Consider the following 18,885-nt stretch of genomic DNA (forward strand, 5'->3'; position numbering starts at 1 on the left):
CCATTTTCTCTACAGGGGGGGATGGTCGAACGTAAAACAAAATCATTCATTAGTTATAAAGGATTAGATGTTTTCAAAACCTATAATATTAATAAGGCCTTTATGGCTTCAACTGGTATCTCCATCACAAATGGCGTCACAAACTCTTCCCCACTTGAGAGTGAAATTAAAAGTTCAGCCGTGAAAAAATGTCCGCAAGTGTTTTTATTAGTGGATCATCAAAAATTTGATAAATATGCGTTAACGACCTACTGTGACTTAGAAGAAATCCACTATCTAGTAACAGATAAGCTTCCAAACGACGAGTATCAAGAGTTTGTAAAGAAACATAATATTATACTTATCTTTTAGGTAGCGCTTACCTAAAAGATAATCGTGGAGCCCACTCTTTTCAAAACGCTTTTACAATTTTCCCGTTAGAAACTGAGCCTCACCGTAGCCAAAGCTCCAATCGGCCGTTCCATTCGTGACGATTGAAATCATGATATCATTTGGCTCTATTCCACACTGTTTTCCTAATTCACTTACCATCAGTTGATAAAATTGCTGCTTTTGCTCCTCTGTTCGTTGTTTGCTCGTCACACTGATCACAACGACGTCCTTGCTACGTTCAAAACCTTGTGCCTATTTAAAGGGCTAGTTTTCAATGCTTCCTAGAGAACGAAAAAAACAACTACTTTCTGGCAATAAAGCCTAAAATAGTTGTTTTGTACTTGCTCTTTTGAAGAGAGGATTCGAGTGATAGAGTCTTACTCATCTACTTTCAGAAAACGAATACTATCTGCAATGACAATTTCACCATCACTCGCACTATTTGAAATTTCAACATATCCATTCAAACCAGTCTCAAAAGCAAATGCTTCATCACCTAATTGGACCCATTCACCACCAGCAACGGTTTGATCTACATAAAACGTTTCTTCCCCATCAGCATTATGGACCGTGTAAGGCGCTTGAGTTGTTCGATTAGAAGTACCATCAGGTAACCAATAATAGACTTCATACATACCTGGATTTGTAATATATGGAGTCCATCTCCCCTTACTTTCACTTCTTGATGTTCGGCGATAATAATAATTGAATTCATTATAATTGGCCTCTGCTGTTGAATTCCACCAACCAGTGGCGGCTGTCATTCTCTTATTGTCTACAATGATATCATTTAGTTCATCATATTCGACAATAATTTTTGCACCATCTAACGTATCTTTCAGCGCAAACTCATTCTCAGTTGAACCCGCAGTACCGATAAGAGCGATTCCATAAACCCCATCAGTAGAAATAAACCCACTATCTAAAGGAATATCAATTTCAATAACTTCACTTTCCTCGAGCTGACCACCTAAATAGGCACCATAAATATGACCATCTGTTTCCGGTTTCGTTTCCCAGGTGACAGAGTCTTCATCCCATTCTTCTGTTGTTTTCGTCACCTCAAAGTTTGTATTTCCAGATCCATTGGCTGCACTCTCCGTCAATTGAATCTTTACGGATTTAATTGATTTTCCTGTAATCCCATCTAAATCGAATTTCAAATAAGAAATCGCACTCTCTTGCCCCACTTGTAAAGAATCGCTGAAAGTTAAATTAGGATCACTTTGACGAACATGCGCGTTTTCTACCGCTGGAAAGATACTGACTTCATCAACATAATATTCATTTACTTGACGTGCTACATTCGTCTGCCATTCAATCATGTCCTCTTTTAGTTCTGCCTCGCTTCTAGAGCCCGTTCGTAAATCATCCATGAATAGATCATATTGTTCAAAGATCCAATTCTCTATATCAAATACATACTTCATAATGCCAGATTCTCCATAATACTCACCTGTCAGTGCGTAAGTATCAATAGTATGGTCTACGTTACGACCACAGCTGTATCCACATGCAGAATCGTCGTTATAATCGTACACTTGATGTCTCTTATTATTAACCTCTTCATACATATCTAATAAAACATCAGGAACTTCTCCTGAGTAAGGGAAGACAGGCACAAACACTCCAACAGCCGGCTCCCCATATGCAGCCCACATAGTACCCAATTTCCCTTCATACGGATCTTCTATTTTCGATCCATTTAACACAGCGCCGAAAGTGGATACAAATCGATTGAGATGGAACCCAGTCGGTTTCTCATCTCTAGGCATATAACCAATATTTCTAGAGAGCGTTTTTATATTCCAGTTGTCACCTAGTCCATACGAGCCTACATCATTTTGCATAAAATCTCGATAATTTATGAGGTGAGGATCACCCATCCGTAAACCTGCTCGAAAATGTCGATTAATCGCACTTGAGGACCAAGCCCAGTCGTGAATCCCATCAGATACATCTCCAGAATTTGTAATATCCCCAGACTCGTCAACTTCTGTTATATGATCATCAATAAAATAAGGAAACCCATTAGGTTTTGTGAAATCTATTAACGAAAGGTTCGCTCTCCAATCATAGCCACTATACTCCCCATCATTTGGATATGTTGTTCCTTTGTCATCAGTATGAACATCACTAAAAAATCCATTTTCATCCTGTTGATATTCTTCTGTTACATTACTACGTGCATAACTGTCTCCATCAATTTCAAATGTTGCTGCGTTTCCCCATCTATCAAACACACTAATCATTGTAGATGTATTTCGCGCAAAACTATGGTTAAATCCTCCACCATCATTTGTATCTATAAGAATTTGCTCTACCTCATCGATATGTTCTGCACGAGAAAGGACAACATGATTAAAAAAACCTGCTGGCATACCGTTATCCAAATCCTGAGAAACAGGGAACCCCTGATCTTGAGTGAAACTTGAAGTTAATGTATGACCAGCCCCCTGAACAAGACCCAACCCCTTCTCATTAATACCGACCCATGGGACTTGCTGTTGTGTATGTATATCTACTCCAGAATCCCCCTGAGCGGTTATGCCTACATAATCAAACCTTGATTTGTACTGATCACCACTACCGAATGAAGATGCATCCGCCACATATTGGAATGGATACACTTTCCATCCATCAGGGCTAGACCAATGATCTCGGTTCTTCCAAGCAACAGGACGACCATCACTAGTTGATTCGCCAGTTGAAATGGCAATTGTTGAAGCATGCACCGGTGATGAAGAGAAAATCGGACTAGCTAAAAGGGAGAAAATAGTCAGGACCGTAACAACGATAATTATTTTAGGATTATGTTTCATCTACGAACACTCCTCTTTCATTTTAGCTATTTGACAGATATCGAGCTTGCGGAAAACCTCTTTATAAAAAGCCGTGATGGTTACACTGAAAGCTTAGTAGCATCCGTTCTTTTTCATAACAAGCTGCCTTCTAAGTACGTCCCCATTTCCCACCACGACGCGGGTCTGCACTTCCCTCTATTTTGTCGAGAAGCAAAGATAGGGCATGCACGCCTCCATAAAAAATGGAATTTGGAGAATACTTCAAGGAATAACCTTTCTCAAGAAGACTCCTCTCTTCTGATTCTGATAATCTTTCTTCCATAAAAATGTGATCCTCGTCAATAAAATATCGAAACGCATCTGTCGCTTTTTGTAATGGCACTCCTTGCTTTATATGTTGAATTAATATCTTTGTCAGCATATTTGGTATTCTCTTCCCACCAGAAGAACCAATAACAATGGTTTCTTTTTCACTGATGAGGATGGATGGAGCGATAAAGCTTTGAGGTTTCTTTCCAGGTTCTACTTGATTCCGAGTTAGAGATGGCTCACTAAAATTACGCATTTGATTATTTAAGAAAAATCCCTTCACATAAACTCCCGAACCAAATAAATCACTTAATGTATTTGTGGTAGAAACCATCATTCCATTCTCATCGACTACAACAAAAGCTGTCGTATTGTTGTAATCAAAGGTTTGCGTCACACCTTGCTCTTTAGATAATTCACTTTTTACAAAAGCTTTATTTAACAGTATTTCACAGTGTTGTAGACTGAGAAGGTCACGTTGGTCCATATCGGAGAATTCAGGGTCCTCATTACATAAGGTGCGTTCTGTATAGCAAATACGTAACATTTGAGCCAGTTGATCAATAAAATCAGCACTATATCTATCACTTTGTTCTAGTTTCATCATTTCAGACATTTGAAGTAGTTGAATGAGCATACTGCCAGCTAAAGGGGCTGGAGCGCTATAAATAATGTAATCATCATATGAACCTTGGAGCACCTCGCTTTTCCTCACTGTGTAGCGTTGCAGATCATTTGGGTGTAGGTCTGGTACTGTATCACAAATGGCCTTTCCAATTTCACCGCTGTAAAAAACATCGGGACCATGCTTTGCAATTTTTGTTAATGTAGCCGCTAGCTGAGGTTGCTTAATGCTCGTTTTAAGCGCTTTAGGTACTCCATCATCGTAAAATTGAGACAAGCCACTCCGGTTAAGGTGCCCAGAAATATCGAGCTGCTTGATGAGTACAGAATGAGCAGAGTATCCATCTTCTGCTAGGCGTATGGCTGGCTCGATCAACTCGTTCCATTTTAATGTACCTAAGTCCTCATGAATTCGTTCCATCCCTTTTATAAACCCAGGTACGCCGATTTTCAGATTGGAAATAGCCCCTTCCCATGGTGCACACTCTCTATAGTCATAAAAACTCGGCTTTTTCTCCTCAGTGGAATGAATCATCATCACGCCACCACCACCAATTCCTGAACCATATGGCTCTAGAACACTTAGAGCAAAAGAAATCGCAATGGATGCGTCAACTGCATTCCCCCCTTTTTTCATAATATCTAATCCAATGTCCACTGCTTGGGGATGCGCTGCGCTTACTCCCGCTCTTTTCTTTTGAACATAGCCCATAACTGCCCCTCCTTTCTTCTTCCTCACAAGAGTTTATTTTCTTGTATGGTACAAATAAATTCTTGTAGAGCTTGCACCATGGAAATGAACAACTCGACATTTTCATTAGGATCCCTAAATTTTTTATTGAATTCCATTTGTAAACTTTGTAGACCGAGTTCATGATAACAATAGGATGTAACCGTTCCCGGATGTGTTGCAGGAAAAGCGGAGTTCTCACACGCATTCATGATGTTATATTTTTTAAACGTTTCTCTTAATTGGTCTACTACGTTTTGATTGATCGTTACCCCGTACTGCGTCCCAAGGTCTACATCGAACGCTCTCCCCTTTGAGGCACCATGGAGATCTATCACATAACGAATATCAAAAAGGGTAGCTATCTTTTTTATCTGTTCTTTATACGAACCGCCGATGACAAAATTAGGGTCTTCTGACGTGCAATGGGTTGTATAGATTAAATGACAATTTGTATAACGTTGTAGGAGAAGTCCGATTGTGCCGGTATAATCATCTTGTTCTTTTATTTGATTGTTCCTAACTAGTTTTGTCGCATGGGGAGCTGATAGTAAGATCGGTACAGATCCCCATTTAACATCAAAAGGAATTCTGGCCCCGGTTTGACCTATATAGTCATTCAAAGCAAATTGCTCCTCGAAAAAACGAGAGCACGAATACATTTCCTCTTCTGAAATCACCATTAAGCCTCCTTTCTTTTCGTTGGCTCCATGTTCTTGCAATCATCCGATGTCATTTGAGAACCAACTGGATAATGACAGGCCACAGAATGCCCATTTTGATTTGCATCCGTTAACTCTGGTGCATGTTCTTTACACACTTCATCTGCATAAGGACAGCGAGTATGAAACCTACAGCCCGTAGGCAAATCTACTGGACTTGGCATTTCGCCATACATTGTCTGTTGTTCTTGATTCGCACGTAGACTAGGATGGCTGACGGGAACAGACGCTAACAATGCTTCTGTATAGGGATGTTGTGGATTCGTAAGAAGTTGTTCTTTATCTGCTATTTCTACTATTTTCCCTAAGTACATCACAGCCACTCGATTACTGATATATTTAACAGCCGGGATTCCATGAGCTATAAATAGCAAAGTCAAATCAAATTCCTTTTGTAGCTTTAATAAAAGATTAAGAATTTGAGCCTGAATCGAGACATCCAATGCGGAAACAGGCTCATCACATACAATTAACTTCGGCCTTAATGCCAAAGCTCTAGCAATCCCAATTCTTTGCCTTTGCCCTCCACTAAATTCATGTGGATATCTACTCGCACTTTCTGCGTTTAGACCGACAACTTCGAGCATGTCAAACACTTGTTTCTTTAGTTCTGCACCTGATGCTATTTTGTGTGTTCTCAGTGGCTCAGCAACAATATCAAACACGTTCATCCTCGGATTTAAAGAAGAATAGGGATCCTGGAAAATCATCTGAATATCCTTACGTTTTTCTCGTAATCTTTTTGCAGATAACCGTGATAGGTCCATTCCCTCAAAAGAAATTACACCTTCTGTCGGATCTAGCAATTGTATAATTAATTGTCCTAGCGTTGACTTTCCGCACCCTGATTCCCCTACAATCCCGAGGATTTCTCCTTTATGAAGATCAAAATCAACACCATCAACAGCTTTCAAATATTTTTTTTTAAAGGGGAGCTTCCCCTCAGAAACATCAAAATGCTTTTTTAATCCTTTCACTTGTAGCAAAACATCTTGATTGAATTCCATAGTATAATCCTCCTAAACGTGAACGGTCTTAGCGTTTTCTTTATTGATCAACCAACACCTCACCTGATGGCCTTGTGACACCTCTACTAGTTCTGGTTCTTTCTTACAATCTTCGGCTGCATACTTGCATCGATCAAAAAATCTACATCCCGTCGGCATCGCTGTTGGAGGGGGAACAGTCCCTTCAATTGGCATTAATTCCTCTTGGGTAAAATCTAATTTCGGCGTGCTGTTTAATAAGGCTTTTGTATAAGGGTGTAGCGCACGGTCAAAAAGGGTAAATATATCGCCCTGTTCGACTACCTGACCTGCATACATCACAATGACTCGATCTGCTATTTCAGCTACAACACCTAAATCATGTGTGATGAATAAAATAGCAACCCCATCACGTTCTGATAGCTCTCTTACTATATTTAAAATCTGTTTTTGGATCGTAACATCGAGTGCTGTCGTAGGTTCATCTGCAATAAGGAGCTTCGGTTGACAACTAAGAGCCATCGCAATCATGACTCTTTGACGCATCCCACCACTTAATAGATGTGGATAAGAAGAAAATACGTTTTCCGCCCTTGGTATTCCCACTTTGGTTAATAATTCGATCGTCTGTTGTTTCGCCTTCGCTTTCCCAATTTTTTGATGCATCAATATACTTTCCGTAATTTGCTTTCCAATCGTCATCACTGGATTTAGCGAAGAAAGCGGCTCCTGAAAAATCATTGAAATCTCATTGCCTCTAATTCTCTGCATCTCCTTCTCAGATGCCTCTACTAGATTGAGTCCTTCAAAATGAATGCTTCCATGAACAATTTTCCCAGCCTCACTTAATAATCTCATGATGGATAACGAGGTCACACTTTTCCCTGACCCAGATTCTCCTACGATCGCTACTTTCTCTCCTTTTTGAACCGTAAATGATACGTCATCTACTGATGGAACCGTTCCATGTATCGTTAAAAAGTGTGTCTTTAGCTGGTTCACTTGTAAGATTGCCTTTTCGTTCATCGTCTCCCCTCCCACGTTTTTATTGCCTATATCCGCGTTGTCCTTTCTAGCCCCAATTGCATGTTCACGTTACGACCTTGCGGAACCTTGAGACTGTGGATCCAACACATCACGCAACCAATCACCTAATAAAATAATTCCTAATACCGTAATTGTGATTGCAATACCAGGAAATGTCGCAATCCACCAGCTTGTTGCTAAGTACTCTCTTCCATCACTCAAAAGAGCACCCCATGTTATAGCAGAAGGACCCAACCCTAGAAAACTAAGCGAGGATTCAACCATAATGGTCGTCGCAACACTAAGGGTTGAAATCACAATGATCGAAGATGTGACGTTAGGAAGCAAATGCCTTAAAAAAATCATATAATCTTTTACACCAATGGATTTGGCAGCTTTGACGTACTCTCGTTCTTTCAGGCTTAAAACTTCGCTCCGTACAACCCGAGCATAGGTGTACCAAGTAGCTATCCCAACAACTAAGATAAACATAAACAAGCTTGGATTAAAAAAACCTAATATAAACAGAGCGATGAGGATAACTGGAATAGCAATATTCGCATCAACAATTCGCATAAAGACACTGTCGATCCAGCCCCCATAATAGCCTGAGATCAAACCAATAGGTATGCCTATGAACCCAGCTACTAAAACGGAGCTTATCCCAACTAGCAAAGATATTTGACTTCCGTAAATGATTCTACTTAAGAGATCTCTTCCTAAGCGGTCTGTTCCTAGGAAATGTTCTGACTGACCACCATCGAGCCACACTGGAGGAAGCGATGCAGCAGCGAGATTCACTTCGCTTGCATCATGAGGTGCTAAGGCAGGAGCAAAGAGAGCTGTCAAAGCAACCAACAAAACAATTCCTATGCCAAAGCTGCCGGTTTTGCTGGCCAAAAGCAGTTTCCACCATTTCATCAACGTTGACTTATTCCTATCTTTCGGCAACATGAAGCATCTTCTCCTTATTTATACGTAATTCGAGGATCCACCACACGATATAATAGATCTGCAATTAAATTAGCCCCGATTACTAAAAGGGCAATGACAAACATACACGCTTGAACGACGGCCATATCTCTAGCATGTACAGCAGAGATAACCAATTGACCTATTCCCGGCCAGGCAAAAACAACTTCGGTTACTAAAGCACCCCCAACCAAAGTCGATACATTGATGGCTATCAATGTAATGACAGGAAGTAGCGAGTTACGTAACCCGTGCCGATAAATGACGCTAAAGCGACTTAATCCCTTACTTCTGGCTGTTCTCATATAATCTTGATGTAGAACATCTAACATTTTTGAACGTAACATTCGAGTGATTTCGGCAGCCATGGCTGTGCCTGTCGTAATTGCTGGCAATATTAAATGCGCTAACGAGCCCCTTCCCGATACAGGGAATAGTTGAAAATATACTGAAAACAGCAAGACTAGCATTAATCCCAGCCAAAAATTAGGCATTGCTTTTCCTAGAACCGATGAACCACTAATAAAAAGATCTAAAGCAGAATTCTTTTTGATGGCTGAAAGAACACCTAGCGGAATCGCTATGATAATGGATATAATGATCGCCGCTGTCATCAATTCAAACGTTGCCGGTAACCTTTCCAACACAATGGGTAACGCTTCTTGCTTATAAATAAAAGACTGACCGAATTCGCCCTGTATAACATTTAATAAAAAAATACCGTATTGGACGATGACCGGCTTATTGAGCCCCATCGCCTCTTGCATGGCTTGAATCTCTTCATTGCTAGCATTTTCCGGCAACATAAGAACAACTGGATCACCTGATACATTAACAAAAACAAAAACAACAAACGAAATAATCAATAAAACTGGTACAATTTGTGCTATTTTTTTCAGAAAATAGGTCACGTACTTGTCTCCTCCTCCCCAACAGATGCGTCGAAGAGAAACCTAAGAGGAAGGACCACCAACGATTTTGCTAGATCCTTACCTCTTATGTCCCTTTCACGTCATCAACTGGACATACACATTACTTAAATGAAGCGATTATTGAATAACCATATCCTTAATAACGAGCATGCTATCGGTTCTCGGAGTAAAGATCACGTGATCATTTACACCATACACCTCATTTTGCAAATATAAATAAATCTTTGGACGTTCTTCCGCTACGATTTCCTGTATTTTTTGGTACTGTTGCTCTCGTTCTTCGAAATTCATATTCGTTAGGGCTGTTTCCCAAAGCTCAACGATTTCATCATTTGCATAACTAGCTCGATCCCATGCCGTATCTGTAGCAAATTCCTGCAGTCCGATCGAAGAATCAAAAATGGAGTTTCCGTATGCAGCAAAATACATATCACCGTATTCACCGTTATTTCTTAATTCTAAGAACCTGCTCCATTCCTCAAACTGAAGATTCACATTAATCCCCACCTGACTTAACATGGCAGCAATTACTTCATTAATTTCATTTGATTTCAGATATTGATTATCCGGAGAAGTCAACGTAAGTTCTAATCCATCTGCATAACCTGCTTCTGCTAATAATTGTTTCGATTTTTCTATGTCGTACAAATTGCTGTTAAATAGATTTGGATGGGCTCCAAAATTGCCCGGGGTAATTCTCGTTCGTGTAGGCGTTCCTTCCCCTAACAAAATTTGTTGAGTAATCGCTTCACTATCTATTGCGAGTTCAATGGCTTCACGTACTCTTGGGTCAGATGTTGGGTGGTCATCCCCATGATGAATCCCAAGAAAACCGACTCTTTGTGACGGTGCTGATACGGCCGATACGCCATCTTGAGCGTTAATTCGTTCCATATCATCTGGTGTTATATCTGTAATAATGTCGACTCCACCTGTTAACAATTCATTAATTCTAGTAGACGTTTCTGGGATCACACGAAATACCACTTGATCTATGTTCTGAATTCCCCCTTCAAAATAGTTCTCATAAGGTTCAAGCACGACTCGGTCATCCCTTACCCACTCAACAAATTTTAGAGGACCTGTTCCGATCGGTTCATTTAAGAAGTGATCCCATCCATGTTCTTCAATGTAGTCTTTAGGCAAGATCCCTGACCCAATACGAGAAAGTAAGTTGAGCAACGTTGGTTGTGGACCGTCTGTTATAATCTCAAACTCGTAATCATTCAGTACCTTTACCTCTTCGATAACTTTTAAATTACTATGTTCTTGCAAGGTTTCATCTTTTGCCACTCTATCTAAGGTAAATTTGACATCCTCAGCTGTTAATGGATCACCATTATGGAATGTCACGCCCTCTTTTAGAGTCATAGACCAAGTAACATCGTCTACTGCTTCATAACTGTCCAATAAATCAGGTTCAATCTCCATGTTTGTTTGTCTTTTTAGTAAGTAACTAAAAACATTAATATGCACGGATTCCGTGTGTATTTGATTATGGTCGTGAATATCAAATGATGCGATATCTGATGGAATGGCAATGGTTAACTCTCCATCGTTTGTCGATTCTTCAATAGTAGATTCGTTCTCATCTAAAGTAGGTTCTTCCGCATTTTGACTTGTGTTTTCTGAATTTGAGCAAGCAGCTAGTACAAACATAAAAGCAAGCAACAGACCAATTACTTTTAGTCGATTCTTCATATTTCTTCGCCCCTTTTCTATTATCCTATTTCTCCAATTCGTGAACCCTTTGACTCATCACAGAACAAAAGGCAGTAGTAAATAGCAAAACAATTAAGGATAATTATATCTCTTTCCCCGCTCTTGGCCACACAGCAGATTAAGAAAAAGTGAAATCGGAACAACCTCCTTTTTAGCCATTTGTTTTTAAATAGGTAGTAGGGATCAAATGGGACTTCCCCCTAAGACTTCATAAAACAATGCAATAAAAAAATGACTGCAAACGTGAGAATATCATTTTAATGAAGTCTAATTCCCAATGAAAATGCTACCTATTTTGTTGTGTCAAACGCATCGGTTTGTAAATCAATCATAATAAAATTCTGAATTGTCATACAACTGTCAAAAATATAGAACTGAAAAACAAATAACTATAAACTCCCCGTAACTACTGGCATCAAGCAATAGGTAGGACACATTTTTACCACTTTAATGAACAAGTAAAATAATGGCGGTTCAGCATAATAACAGGTTTAGCCGACACAATTATCATTAAGTAGTGAGTCTTCCTTGTCTACTCCTAATGTAAGTTACAGCGACATTTGTGGTATGAGTAGGATTGTAGTAAAATTAAAAAATACAATATTCAGAATTCATTTTATGTATTTTATAAATCGAGCAAAAGCAATATGAAATGTGAGAAGGGGCATATATGATCCAGTTTTTTAGAGGGAAGTATTTCCTAAAGATTTTATTAATAGTTAGCACCAGTATCTCTACCTTAATGTTGTGTATATCATTAGCACTCTATTTCATTAGCGATGCTCATTTAGAAAGAGAATTAATTGAGTCCAATCTTGAAGTAGTTGGACAACTGAAAGAACGAATAGAAAATGAGTTGGACTTTATTCAAAGCGGAATTTCGGAGACGATTGTAAACAGAGACGTCATACAAGCTCTATATAATAAACAACTTGAAAATGACTATGAGAAGATCGTTCCCTTGAACCAAAAATTAATTAATACTTCTTTGATACTAAAGAATGTCTATAGTGCCGATTTGTATTTACCTGCATCTCAAATAGTAATATCGAGTATCAATGGTGCTACCTCATTTAACAACCTTTCCACTCAAAGGAAGGAATTATATCAAACTGTTCAAGCTATCCGTAAACCTTATTGGAACTTCAACAGCCCAAGCACAAACACGAATGTCATTTCTTTTTTTCAACCTCTCCCTGTCGGCTCAAATTTTCCTCAGGGGTATTTTTCAATACACGTTCACGAAACAATGCTACGAACGATTCTTGATAACGCTTCTCTCTCAGACGTTGGCAATTATTATGTTATGAGACGAAACGAACGGATTATGTTACATAAAGATAAGGAGAAAGTGGGGGGAGCTTCAGAGTTACCATCTGAATTTACTTCACGTATTCTTACAGGATCAGAAGTTGGTTACTATGAACATCCTACGGAAGATAAGCTGCTATTCTATGGAAGAATAAGCCAGAATGATTGGGTAATCATCTATGAGATTCCAGAATCAAAACTTCATTCCAGCAATAGCCTAGGTTTTACTATGTTATCTGCTACAGGAATAGGACTGGTCTTATCCCTAATAACGGCATTCATCATCACAGCTTATTTATACTCTCCGCTACACAGAAGGCTTGCGGATATAAATAAACCGACTGATTCACTTTTATTTCATGAATGGGATCTTATTGATTCTGTTCAACAGAAAGAAAAGAAAAAAATAACAGAGCTATCAACAAAGGTTCAAGATAATCAAGAGCAATTATTAGATGCGTTCTTAGTGAAATCTCTCTTAGGTTCCAACGATTTGTTCCGTAACCCTAGTGCATCTACCTTATTTACCCATCTGCAAAATACGTTTCCAGTTATCCTTGTTGTTGAAGTTGAAAAGTCAAAGGGCAATGAACAAAAAGGGAATCAATTTATTATGGACATGAAAAGAGTTTGTCGAGATGCTAGTAAACAGTATGACATCAAAGTCATCTGTGTCCCTATCAAAGAGCAACAATTTGCACTGATCCTCCCTTTTAAAAAGCTTTTAATTGATCCGGTTAAACATGATACGATTCTGAATTTAGCCGAAAGGATTCAACAATCCGTTCAAAATGAACTTCAGCTTCAAATCTCTATAGGTATTGGTACGTTACAAGAAAGATTTGCAGACCTAAGGTGTTCATATTTAGAAGCGTTGGAAGCCTTACAATTTAAGCTGATAAAAGGAAACAATCGAATTATTAGTTTTGAAGAATTGCGCTACACGGATGCTTTGCAATACCCATATTCCATAGAAGATAAGATCATAAAAGCATTAAAGAATGATCATGACCAAGCCTATATGGATCATTTTGACCAATTTGTCGATCATCTTAAAGATCAAAATTGTACTCCAGAGAGTATATACCATGCTTTTAGTATGTTATACACCTCTCTCTACAGAGCCTTGGACGAACACAATGCGGTTGACAATTTTACCTTGAACAAATTTTATGCAGTCTTGCATCAGAAGAACTCACTAAGGACCTTAAAAAAGTGGTTCAAATCGGAAATTCTTTTAGAATTCATGGAGAAAGCGGAGCAATTGAATGAAAATCGAAGTGGACAAAAGATACAAAAAGTAATGGATTACTTACAAGACAATGTAACAGAGGCTCACACGTTAACTTCTGTTTCAGACCATTTTGATCTTAATGCGAGTTATTTGAGTAGGCGTTTCAAGCAATCTACCGGCAAAAGTTTTGTGCAGTATGTAACCGAATTAAAGATTCAAGTCGCAAAACAAATGTTAATAGAGACAAATCTATCCGTGTCAGAAGTCGCTATTCACGTCGGGTATACAGAAAGGACTTTCAGTAGAGCATTCAAAAAGATAACGAATACTACCCCTGCCAATTATAGATTAAAACATAAATAACTTTGGTATGAAGCCAGGGTCAAATGTTTTAGATCATGGCACATCTATAGGAAAAATACCATGATAAAAAGAGGTGTCCCAAAGGTCAAAATCAGACCTTTGGGACACCTCTATGCGAGTTTTGGTTTACTTTACTTCACTATACATATACTGATTTGTGGTATTCACTTGATGGTGCTTTAAGAAATCTAAGGCAAATTGAGCTAGCAAAGCAGTTCCGTAGGGCATTGCTTCTTCATCAATATCAAACAAAGGATGATGATGGGGGTAACTTACCCCTTTTTCTTCATTTTGAACTCCTAGCCTAAAAAATAGACTCGGTACTTTCTCTGTATAATAAGAAAAATCTTCTCCGCCCATGGATGGGGAATTAAATGTTAGTTTGTTCTTACCCAAAACTCTTTCTGTCGTTTTTTCAAATAAAGAGACTAATTCTGAGTCATTTCTAACAGATGGATACCCATCTTCATAATCAAATTCATAGGCTGCATCAAATGCTAGGCACACGCCAGAAACGACTCTTTCTAACTCATTTCGTACCAGTAGCTTTACATCTTTCTCTAATGTACGAACCGTCCCCTCTAACGTTACGCTAGGAGCTATTATATTTCTAGCAAACCCTCCTTGTATTGTTCCTATTGTGATAACGGCACTGTCCAAAGGATTTACTTTCCTACTGACAATATTCTGGATCGACGAGATCACTTGTGCCGTAACTGCAATGGAGTCAATGGTTTGATGAGGATGTGCAGCGTGCCCCCCTTTCCCGATTATTTTTAAGACAAATCGATCGGAATTAGCCGTACTCACTTTCGGACTAACTGTTACAAACCCAGTCGGTAACGTCGGTTGAACGTGTAATGCCGCAGCAGCTTTTACATCGTAAAAATCTAATACATTCTCATCAATCATCTTTTTAGCACCCGCTAAGCCTTCCTCCGCCGGCTGAAAAATAATTTGGATATTTCCCGTCTCAATCTCCACTTCTGATAAAAGTTTGACTACTCCGAGCATCATGGTTACATGGGCATCATGTCCACATAAATGAGCTTTATTTTTCACTTTTGACCTATAAGGTACTTCTTTCTCATCTTGGATCGGAAGTGCATCCATATCTGCTCTTAGCATAACCGTCGGACCTTGCGATTTCCCTTTTATTAAAGCAGATATTCCCGTACCGGCAATATGTTTAATTTCATTAACTTTTAATCTGTCTAATTGTTCCCTTATAAATCTTGATGTTTGATATTCTTCAAAGCCTAGTTCCGGATTTTGGTGAAGCTTCCTCCGCCATTCAATCATTTTCGGGTTAAATGCTTTCGCTCTCATTAACAAATCATCCACAAGTACTCTCTCCTTTTTACCTTCTCAATCTATTGACTAAAGTTATCTATTAATCTGCAGCAATTCCAACTAGACTTACGTCGATACAAGCTACATTTGTTCCATTTTTAACGATTGTTCCGGGTAATACGAATAGCGTTGTAACCGTACCGCCAACCTCACTTGCTATTTTCTCTACTAACCCATCACTTGTTACTATTTCAATTAATGGCTCCCATTCATACACATACGTACGTTCCTTGCACAATACACTAACGACTTTTCCAGAAACGGCACTTCGTATATTTTCACTTACATTCAACACACGTTACCCCTTTCTTATAGCTACACCTTCGTGTAACTCTTCAAATTAGTTTCCTTTCTACAAATACATTTGCAAATTTAATGCCAAGTTTGAGAACGTTAGAAAATTTGTTATCTTTTTCACCGAAAATCCCTCGTAACCGGTAAAAATATGGCGTTTAACTAGTTAGAATCTTTAAATAATATCTCTTATATGGTACTTTGTACTGTAAGCGATCTAAAAAAACCGGTTTAATTGGTTAATCAAATAACACATTTAACCAATTGAGATGGAAGGGTGCTAAGCGAAATGCCAAAATTTCTAACAATCGTTTCATTGCATAAAAACACATTGGTGGCATTTGAGAAGGAAATCACAGGTATGTTTCAAGATAATGTAAAGATTAAGCAATATTGTTTTGAAGATGAGACTATTTATGAGGGCATTGACGGAGACGTAATTCTCATTTCTAATTACAAAGTATTTGAACAAGCTCGTCGTTATATTAAAAATGGAAATGCCGCTGTTATTATTGCTAGAAGAACATTGAGTGAACAAGGAATGAAAAAGATTAAGAACCTACAGAAAGGGACGAATGCGATTTTATATAACGTCACCCTTGAAATGGCCATAGAAACGATTTCAACCATTTACCAATTAGGTATACGCCAAATCAACCTTATTCCTGCCCATAAAGATATGAATCCCTTACCTAATGTCGATCTAGTTATCACACCAGGTGAACAACTAGAAACGGCAATTGATGTAGAGAAAATAGATATTGGAAGTCGCATTTTAGATTTAAGTACATACATGGATATATTAGCCAAAATGGATAGTAACCATCCTATGTTAGAGGAGAAAGTAAAACTCCATTTTGCTAACATTGTTCCAATTAGCTACGGTTTAGATAACATTCTTGATAAAAAGGATCAACTCGCTTCACAGCTTGATTTATTCTTACAAATAATCCCAAATGGCATTATTGCCATAGACTCTTTCGGTATGGTGACTATTTTTAATGACACAGCTGCAAACCTAGTTCATAAAAAACCATCAACTGTAATTGGGCAGTGCTACGAAACCGTCTTTCCTGATCTTAAATTTTCGAAAGTACTTTCCGGAGAAATGGAAAATGTAGAAGAACTAATGAATTTCGGGCAAACATCCATCGTCGTAACCATTAACTCATTAAAAATGGGAAATGTAATAACCGGAGCCGTGGCAAGACTAGTGCCTTATCAAGAAACAGAAAAGCGCCAACACCGACTTCGTTCCCAGTTGCTAGGCAAAGGCTTTGTCCCTAAATACCACTTCTTTCATATTATTGGAGAGTCTGCCCCCATTAAGAAGCAGAAAAAAATCGCCCAACGAATGGCTACATCCGATGCATCTATTTTAATTAATGGAGAAAGTGGGACAGGAAAGGAATTATTTGCACAAGCGATTCATAACCACTCTCCAAGAAGTCAGTATGCCTTTGTTGCCTTTAATTGTGCCGCATTACCTGAACAATTGTTAGAAAGTGAGCTGTTTGGTTATGTAGAAGGTGCCTTTACAGGGGCCAGAAAAGGGGGGAAACCTGGGCTATTTGAACACGGTCATTTAGGAACTGTTTTTCTAGATGAGATAGGCGAGATGCCTAAGGTTTTACAAGCTAGGCTTTTACGTGTTCTTCAAGAAAAAGAAGTGATGAGAGTTGGCGGAGACTCTATCATCCCTGTTGACATTCGGATTATCGCTGCAACGAATCGTGATCTAAAATCAGAAGTTGCACAAGGGAAATTTAGAGAAGATCTATATTATAGGTTAAATGTATTGCCTTTAAGTATTCCTCCACTCCGGGAAAGAACAGAAGATATCCTCCCATTATTTTCATATTTCATTCAAGATCACGACATCATTTTGACGGAGGAAGCTCGTCATTATATTGAGCATTATCCTTGGCCTGGGAATATCCGCGAATTAGAAAATTGTGCAAATTACTTACTAAATTACGGAAAACGCATTGTAGAACCGATTGATTTGCCAATTTTTAAAGAAACCAACGTAGCTCAAGTAGATAACGCTTCTGCCTATCAGACAATAGAGCAAGATCTTACATGTACGGAAATGTTACTATTAGATATTCTCTATCAATCTTTTCTAGCAAAAAAAAGAGTCGGGCGTAAACGAATCGCTGAGGTTGCTTTCAAAAGAGACACATTTCTTTCTGAGCAGCAACTGAGAAGCTACCTAACATCAATGAAAGAACGCGGCTTAGTTGAAATAACCCAAGGACGAGGAGGGACAACGATAACGCAAAATGGAATCAAAACGTTTCTAAAAACGCGGAATTAGGTATATCATTAGCAATTAATTACATTGTTATCCCCCACCACGTTAACACATCACTGTACTGGGGAACATCTTTTAGCGAAGTGGGACAGTGAACCTGTCCCTACTGTCCCCTAAACAACTTCGCGATCCTCGTGTCGATGGGCCGCAATTGCCTGGATAAGCTTCTTAGTGAATTCCTTTTTCTCACCACCGTAAACAACAACCCCTGGACTGCTATCCATATTGTCTACAAGTAGCGACTTTCCTTCTTGGGTAGCACCTATTGGTTTGTAATGAGAAAATGCTTCTTCGATAAAGTAGGTAGCTTGCTTGTGAAAAGTTTTGTTTTCCTTACTACCACTAACAATATAAACAGCATCAAACAAAACAGAGTCTGCTGTTAGAAACGTATGATCAACTTTCAATTCTGTTCCATCAGTGCTCTTTACCACTCCTAACTTCTCACTTAAAAACTCAGGCTGAATACCTACTGCTTTTAACTCATCTAAAACTGGTTTGACTTCTGTTCCATTAAAATCACTGCCAATGATAACTGCGACCTTGCGAGTAGTAGGCTTCTTTTTGTATTTTCCTGACTTAAATAGTAACCCCGCTTACCTTCGTCAGAGGAGCAGGGGATTGTTTAACTTCGACAAAATCTGTCAATTCTCGGGTAGTGTCAGGCACGCATTCTCAAACCCTCATATCCTTCTGCCAAAGCTTGAACCATCGCTTGATGGGCAGCATCTAATAACATTCTTACAGATTGTTCATCTCTACCTTCTATTAAATCAAATCGTATTAAAGGCATGTATTTCCCCTCCACTTTATC

The 18,885-nt window shown here is 38.8% G+C and carries 13 protein-coding genes and 3 pseudogenes; 3 read left to right on the forward strand and 13 right to left on the reverse strand.

The genetic code is table 11. From position 1 onward, the window contains the following. Positions 1-21: 21 nt before the first annotated feature. Positions 22-351, forward strand: coding sequence for a DeoR/GlpR family DNA-binding transcription regulator (locus tag SAZ04_RS12380; RefSeq protein ID WP_332695534.1), 330 nt, complete (start codon positions 22-24; stop codon positions 349-351). Between the two features lie 51 nt (positions 352-402). Here the strand turns inward: SAZ04_RS12380 and SAZ04_RS12385 are convergent. From SAZ04_RS12385 to SAZ04_RS12425, 9 genes and pseudogenes are all read right to left on the reverse strand, one after another. Then, positions 403-618, reverse strand: a pseudogene (locus SAZ04_RS12385) (tautomerase family protein); the annotation flags it as partial. A gap of 131 nt (positions 619-749) precedes the next feature. Continuing rightward, positions 750-3,194, reverse strand: a complete 2,445-nt coding sequence (locus SAZ04_RS12390) for a golvesin C-terminal-like domain-containing protein (protein WP_332695536.1) — start codon at positions 3,192-3,194, stop codon at positions 750-752. 130 nt (positions 3,195-3,324) lie between these two features. Continuing rightward, positions 3,325-4,821, reverse strand: a complete 1,497-nt coding sequence (locus SAZ04_RS12395) for a gamma-glutamyltransferase (protein ID WP_332695538.1) — start codon at positions 4,819-4,821, stop codon at positions 3,325-3,327. 23 nt (positions 4,822-4,844) lie between these two features. Continuing rightward, positions 4,845-5,522 (reverse strand): hypothetical protein, encoded by a 678-nt coding sequence (locus tag SAZ04_RS12400; RefSeq protein WP_332695540.1) that lies wholly within the window; start codon positions 5,520-5,522, stop codon positions 4,845-4,847. Further along, positions 5,522-6,568, reverse strand: coding sequence for an ABC transporter ATP-binding protein (locus SAZ04_RS12405; protein WP_332695542.1), 1,047 nt, complete (start codon positions 6,566-6,568; stop codon positions 5,522-5,524). Before SAZ04_RS12405 ends, SAZ04_RS12400 begins: the two co-directional genes overlap by 1 nt. 12 nt (positions 6,569-6,580) lie before the next feature. Further along, positions 6,581-7,573: an ABC transporter ATP-binding protein gene (locus SAZ04_RS12410; protein ID WP_332695544.1), complete on the reverse strand. Its 993-nt coding sequence runs from the start codon at positions 7,571-7,573 to the stop codon at positions 6,581-6,583. Positions 7,574-7,642: 69 nt separating this feature from the next. Then, entirely contained in the window at positions 7,643-8,527 is an 885-nt protein-coding gene (locus tag SAZ04_RS12415) for an ABC transporter permease (RefSeq protein ID WP_332695546.1), read from the reverse strand. A 14-nt stretch (positions 8,528-8,541) separates the two neighbouring features. Continuing rightward, positions 8,542-9,456 (reverse strand): ABC transporter permease, encoded by a 915-nt coding sequence (locus tag SAZ04_RS12420; protein WP_332695548.1) that lies wholly within the window; start codon positions 9,454-9,456, stop codon positions 8,542-8,544. A gap of 138 nt (positions 9,457-9,594) precedes the next feature. Next, positions 9,595-11,178: an ABC transporter substrate-binding protein gene (locus SAZ04_RS12425; protein ID WP_332695550.1), complete on the reverse strand. Its 1,584-nt coding sequence runs from the start codon at positions 11,176-11,178 to the stop codon at positions 9,595-9,597. A 691-nt stretch (positions 11,179-11,869) separates the two neighbouring features. On the opposite strand from SAZ04_RS12425, the gene SAZ04_RS12430 reads away from it, so the two are divergent. Continuing rightward, positions 11,870-14,107 (forward strand): helix-turn-helix domain-containing protein, encoded by a 2,238-nt coding sequence (locus tag SAZ04_RS12430; RefSeq protein ID WP_332695552.1) that lies wholly within the window; start codon positions 11,870-11,872, stop codon positions 14,105-14,107. 126 nt (positions 14,108-14,233) lie between these two features. Here the strand turns inward: SAZ04_RS12430 and SAZ04_RS12435 are convergent, their stop codons facing one another. Both SAZ04_RS12435 and SAZ04_RS12440 read right to left on the reverse strand, forming a co-directional pair. Further along, positions 14,234-15,451: a M20 metallopeptidase family protein gene (locus tag SAZ04_RS12435; protein WP_332695554.1), complete on the reverse strand. Its 1,218-nt coding sequence runs from the start codon at positions 15,449-15,451 to the stop codon at positions 14,234-14,236. A gap of 49 nt (positions 15,452-15,500) precedes the next feature. After that, positions 15,501-15,752: a biotin/lipoyl attachment domain-containing protein gene (locus SAZ04_RS12440; protein WP_332695556.1), complete on the reverse strand. Its 252-nt coding sequence runs from the start codon at positions 15,750-15,752 to the stop codon at positions 15,501-15,503. Between the two features lie 291 nt (positions 15,753-16,043). Here SAZ04_RS12440 and SAZ04_RS12445 point away from each other — a divergent pair, with 291 nt between their 5' ends. Then, positions 16,044-18,074, forward strand: coding sequence for a sigma 54-interacting transcriptional regulator (locus SAZ04_RS12445; RefSeq protein ID WP_332695558.1), 2,031 nt, complete (start codon positions 16,044-16,046; stop codon positions 18,072-18,074). Positions 18,075-18,184: 110 nt separating this feature from the next. Here the strand turns inward: SAZ04_RS12445 and SAZ04_RS12450 are convergent. Beyond that, positions 18,185-18,610 (reverse strand): annotated as a pseudogene (locus SAZ04_RS12450) (DJ-1/PfpI family protein); the annotation flags it as partial. Between the two features lie 161 nt (positions 18,611-18,771). Further along, positions 18,772-18,864: pseudogene (locus SAZ04_RS12455) on the reverse strand (tautomerase family protein); the annotation flags it as partial. Between the last annotated feature and the right edge of the window lie 21 nt (positions 18,865-18,885).

It is taken from the genome of Halalkalibacter lacteus, from assembly GCF_036663595.1.
Lineage (GTDB): Bacteria > Bacillota > Bacilli > Bacillales > Bacillaceae_D > Halalkalibacter > Halalkalibacter lacteus.

Excerpts from the sequence above, each read along its gene's own strand:
- SAZ04_RS12380 (WP_332695534.1), top strand. The coding sequence starts at position 22 with ATGGTCGAACGTAAAACAAAATCATTCATTAGTTATAAAGGATTAGAT.
- SAZ04_RS12390 (WP_332695536.1), bottom strand. The coding sequence starts at position 3,194 with ATGAAACATAATCCTAAAATAATTATCGTTGTTACGGTCCTGACTATT.
- SAZ04_RS12395 (WP_332695538.1), bottom strand. The coding sequence starts at position 4,821 with ATGGGCTATGTTCAAAAGAAAAGAGCGGGAGTAAGCGCAGCGCATCCC.
- SAZ04_RS12400 (WP_332695540.1), bottom strand. The coding sequence starts at position 5,522 with ATGGTGATTTCAGAAGAGGAAATGTATTCGTGCTCTCGTTTTTTCGAG.
- SAZ04_RS12405 (WP_332695542.1), bottom strand. The coding sequence starts at position 6,568 with ATGGAATTCAATCAAGATGTTTTGCTACAAGTGAAAGGATTAAAAAAG.
- SAZ04_RS12410 (WP_332695544.1), bottom strand. The coding sequence starts at position 7,573 with ATGAACGAAAAGGCAATCTTACAAGTGAACCAGCTAAAGACACACTTT.
- SAZ04_RS12415 (WP_332695546.1), bottom strand. The coding sequence starts at position 8,527 with ATGTTGCCGAAAGATAGGAATAAGTCAACGTTGATGAAATGGTGGAAA.
- SAZ04_RS12425 (WP_332695550.1), bottom strand. The coding sequence starts at position 11,178 with ATGAAGAATCGACTAAAAGTAATTGGTCTGTTGCTTGCTTTTATGTTT.
- SAZ04_RS12430 (WP_332695552.1), top strand. The coding sequence starts at position 11,870 with ATGATCCAGTTTTTTAGAGGGAAGTATTTCCTAAAGATTTTATTAATA.
- SAZ04_RS12445 (WP_332695558.1), top strand. The coding sequence starts at position 16,044 with ATGCCAAAATTTCTAACAATCGTTTCATTGCATAAAAACACATTGGTG.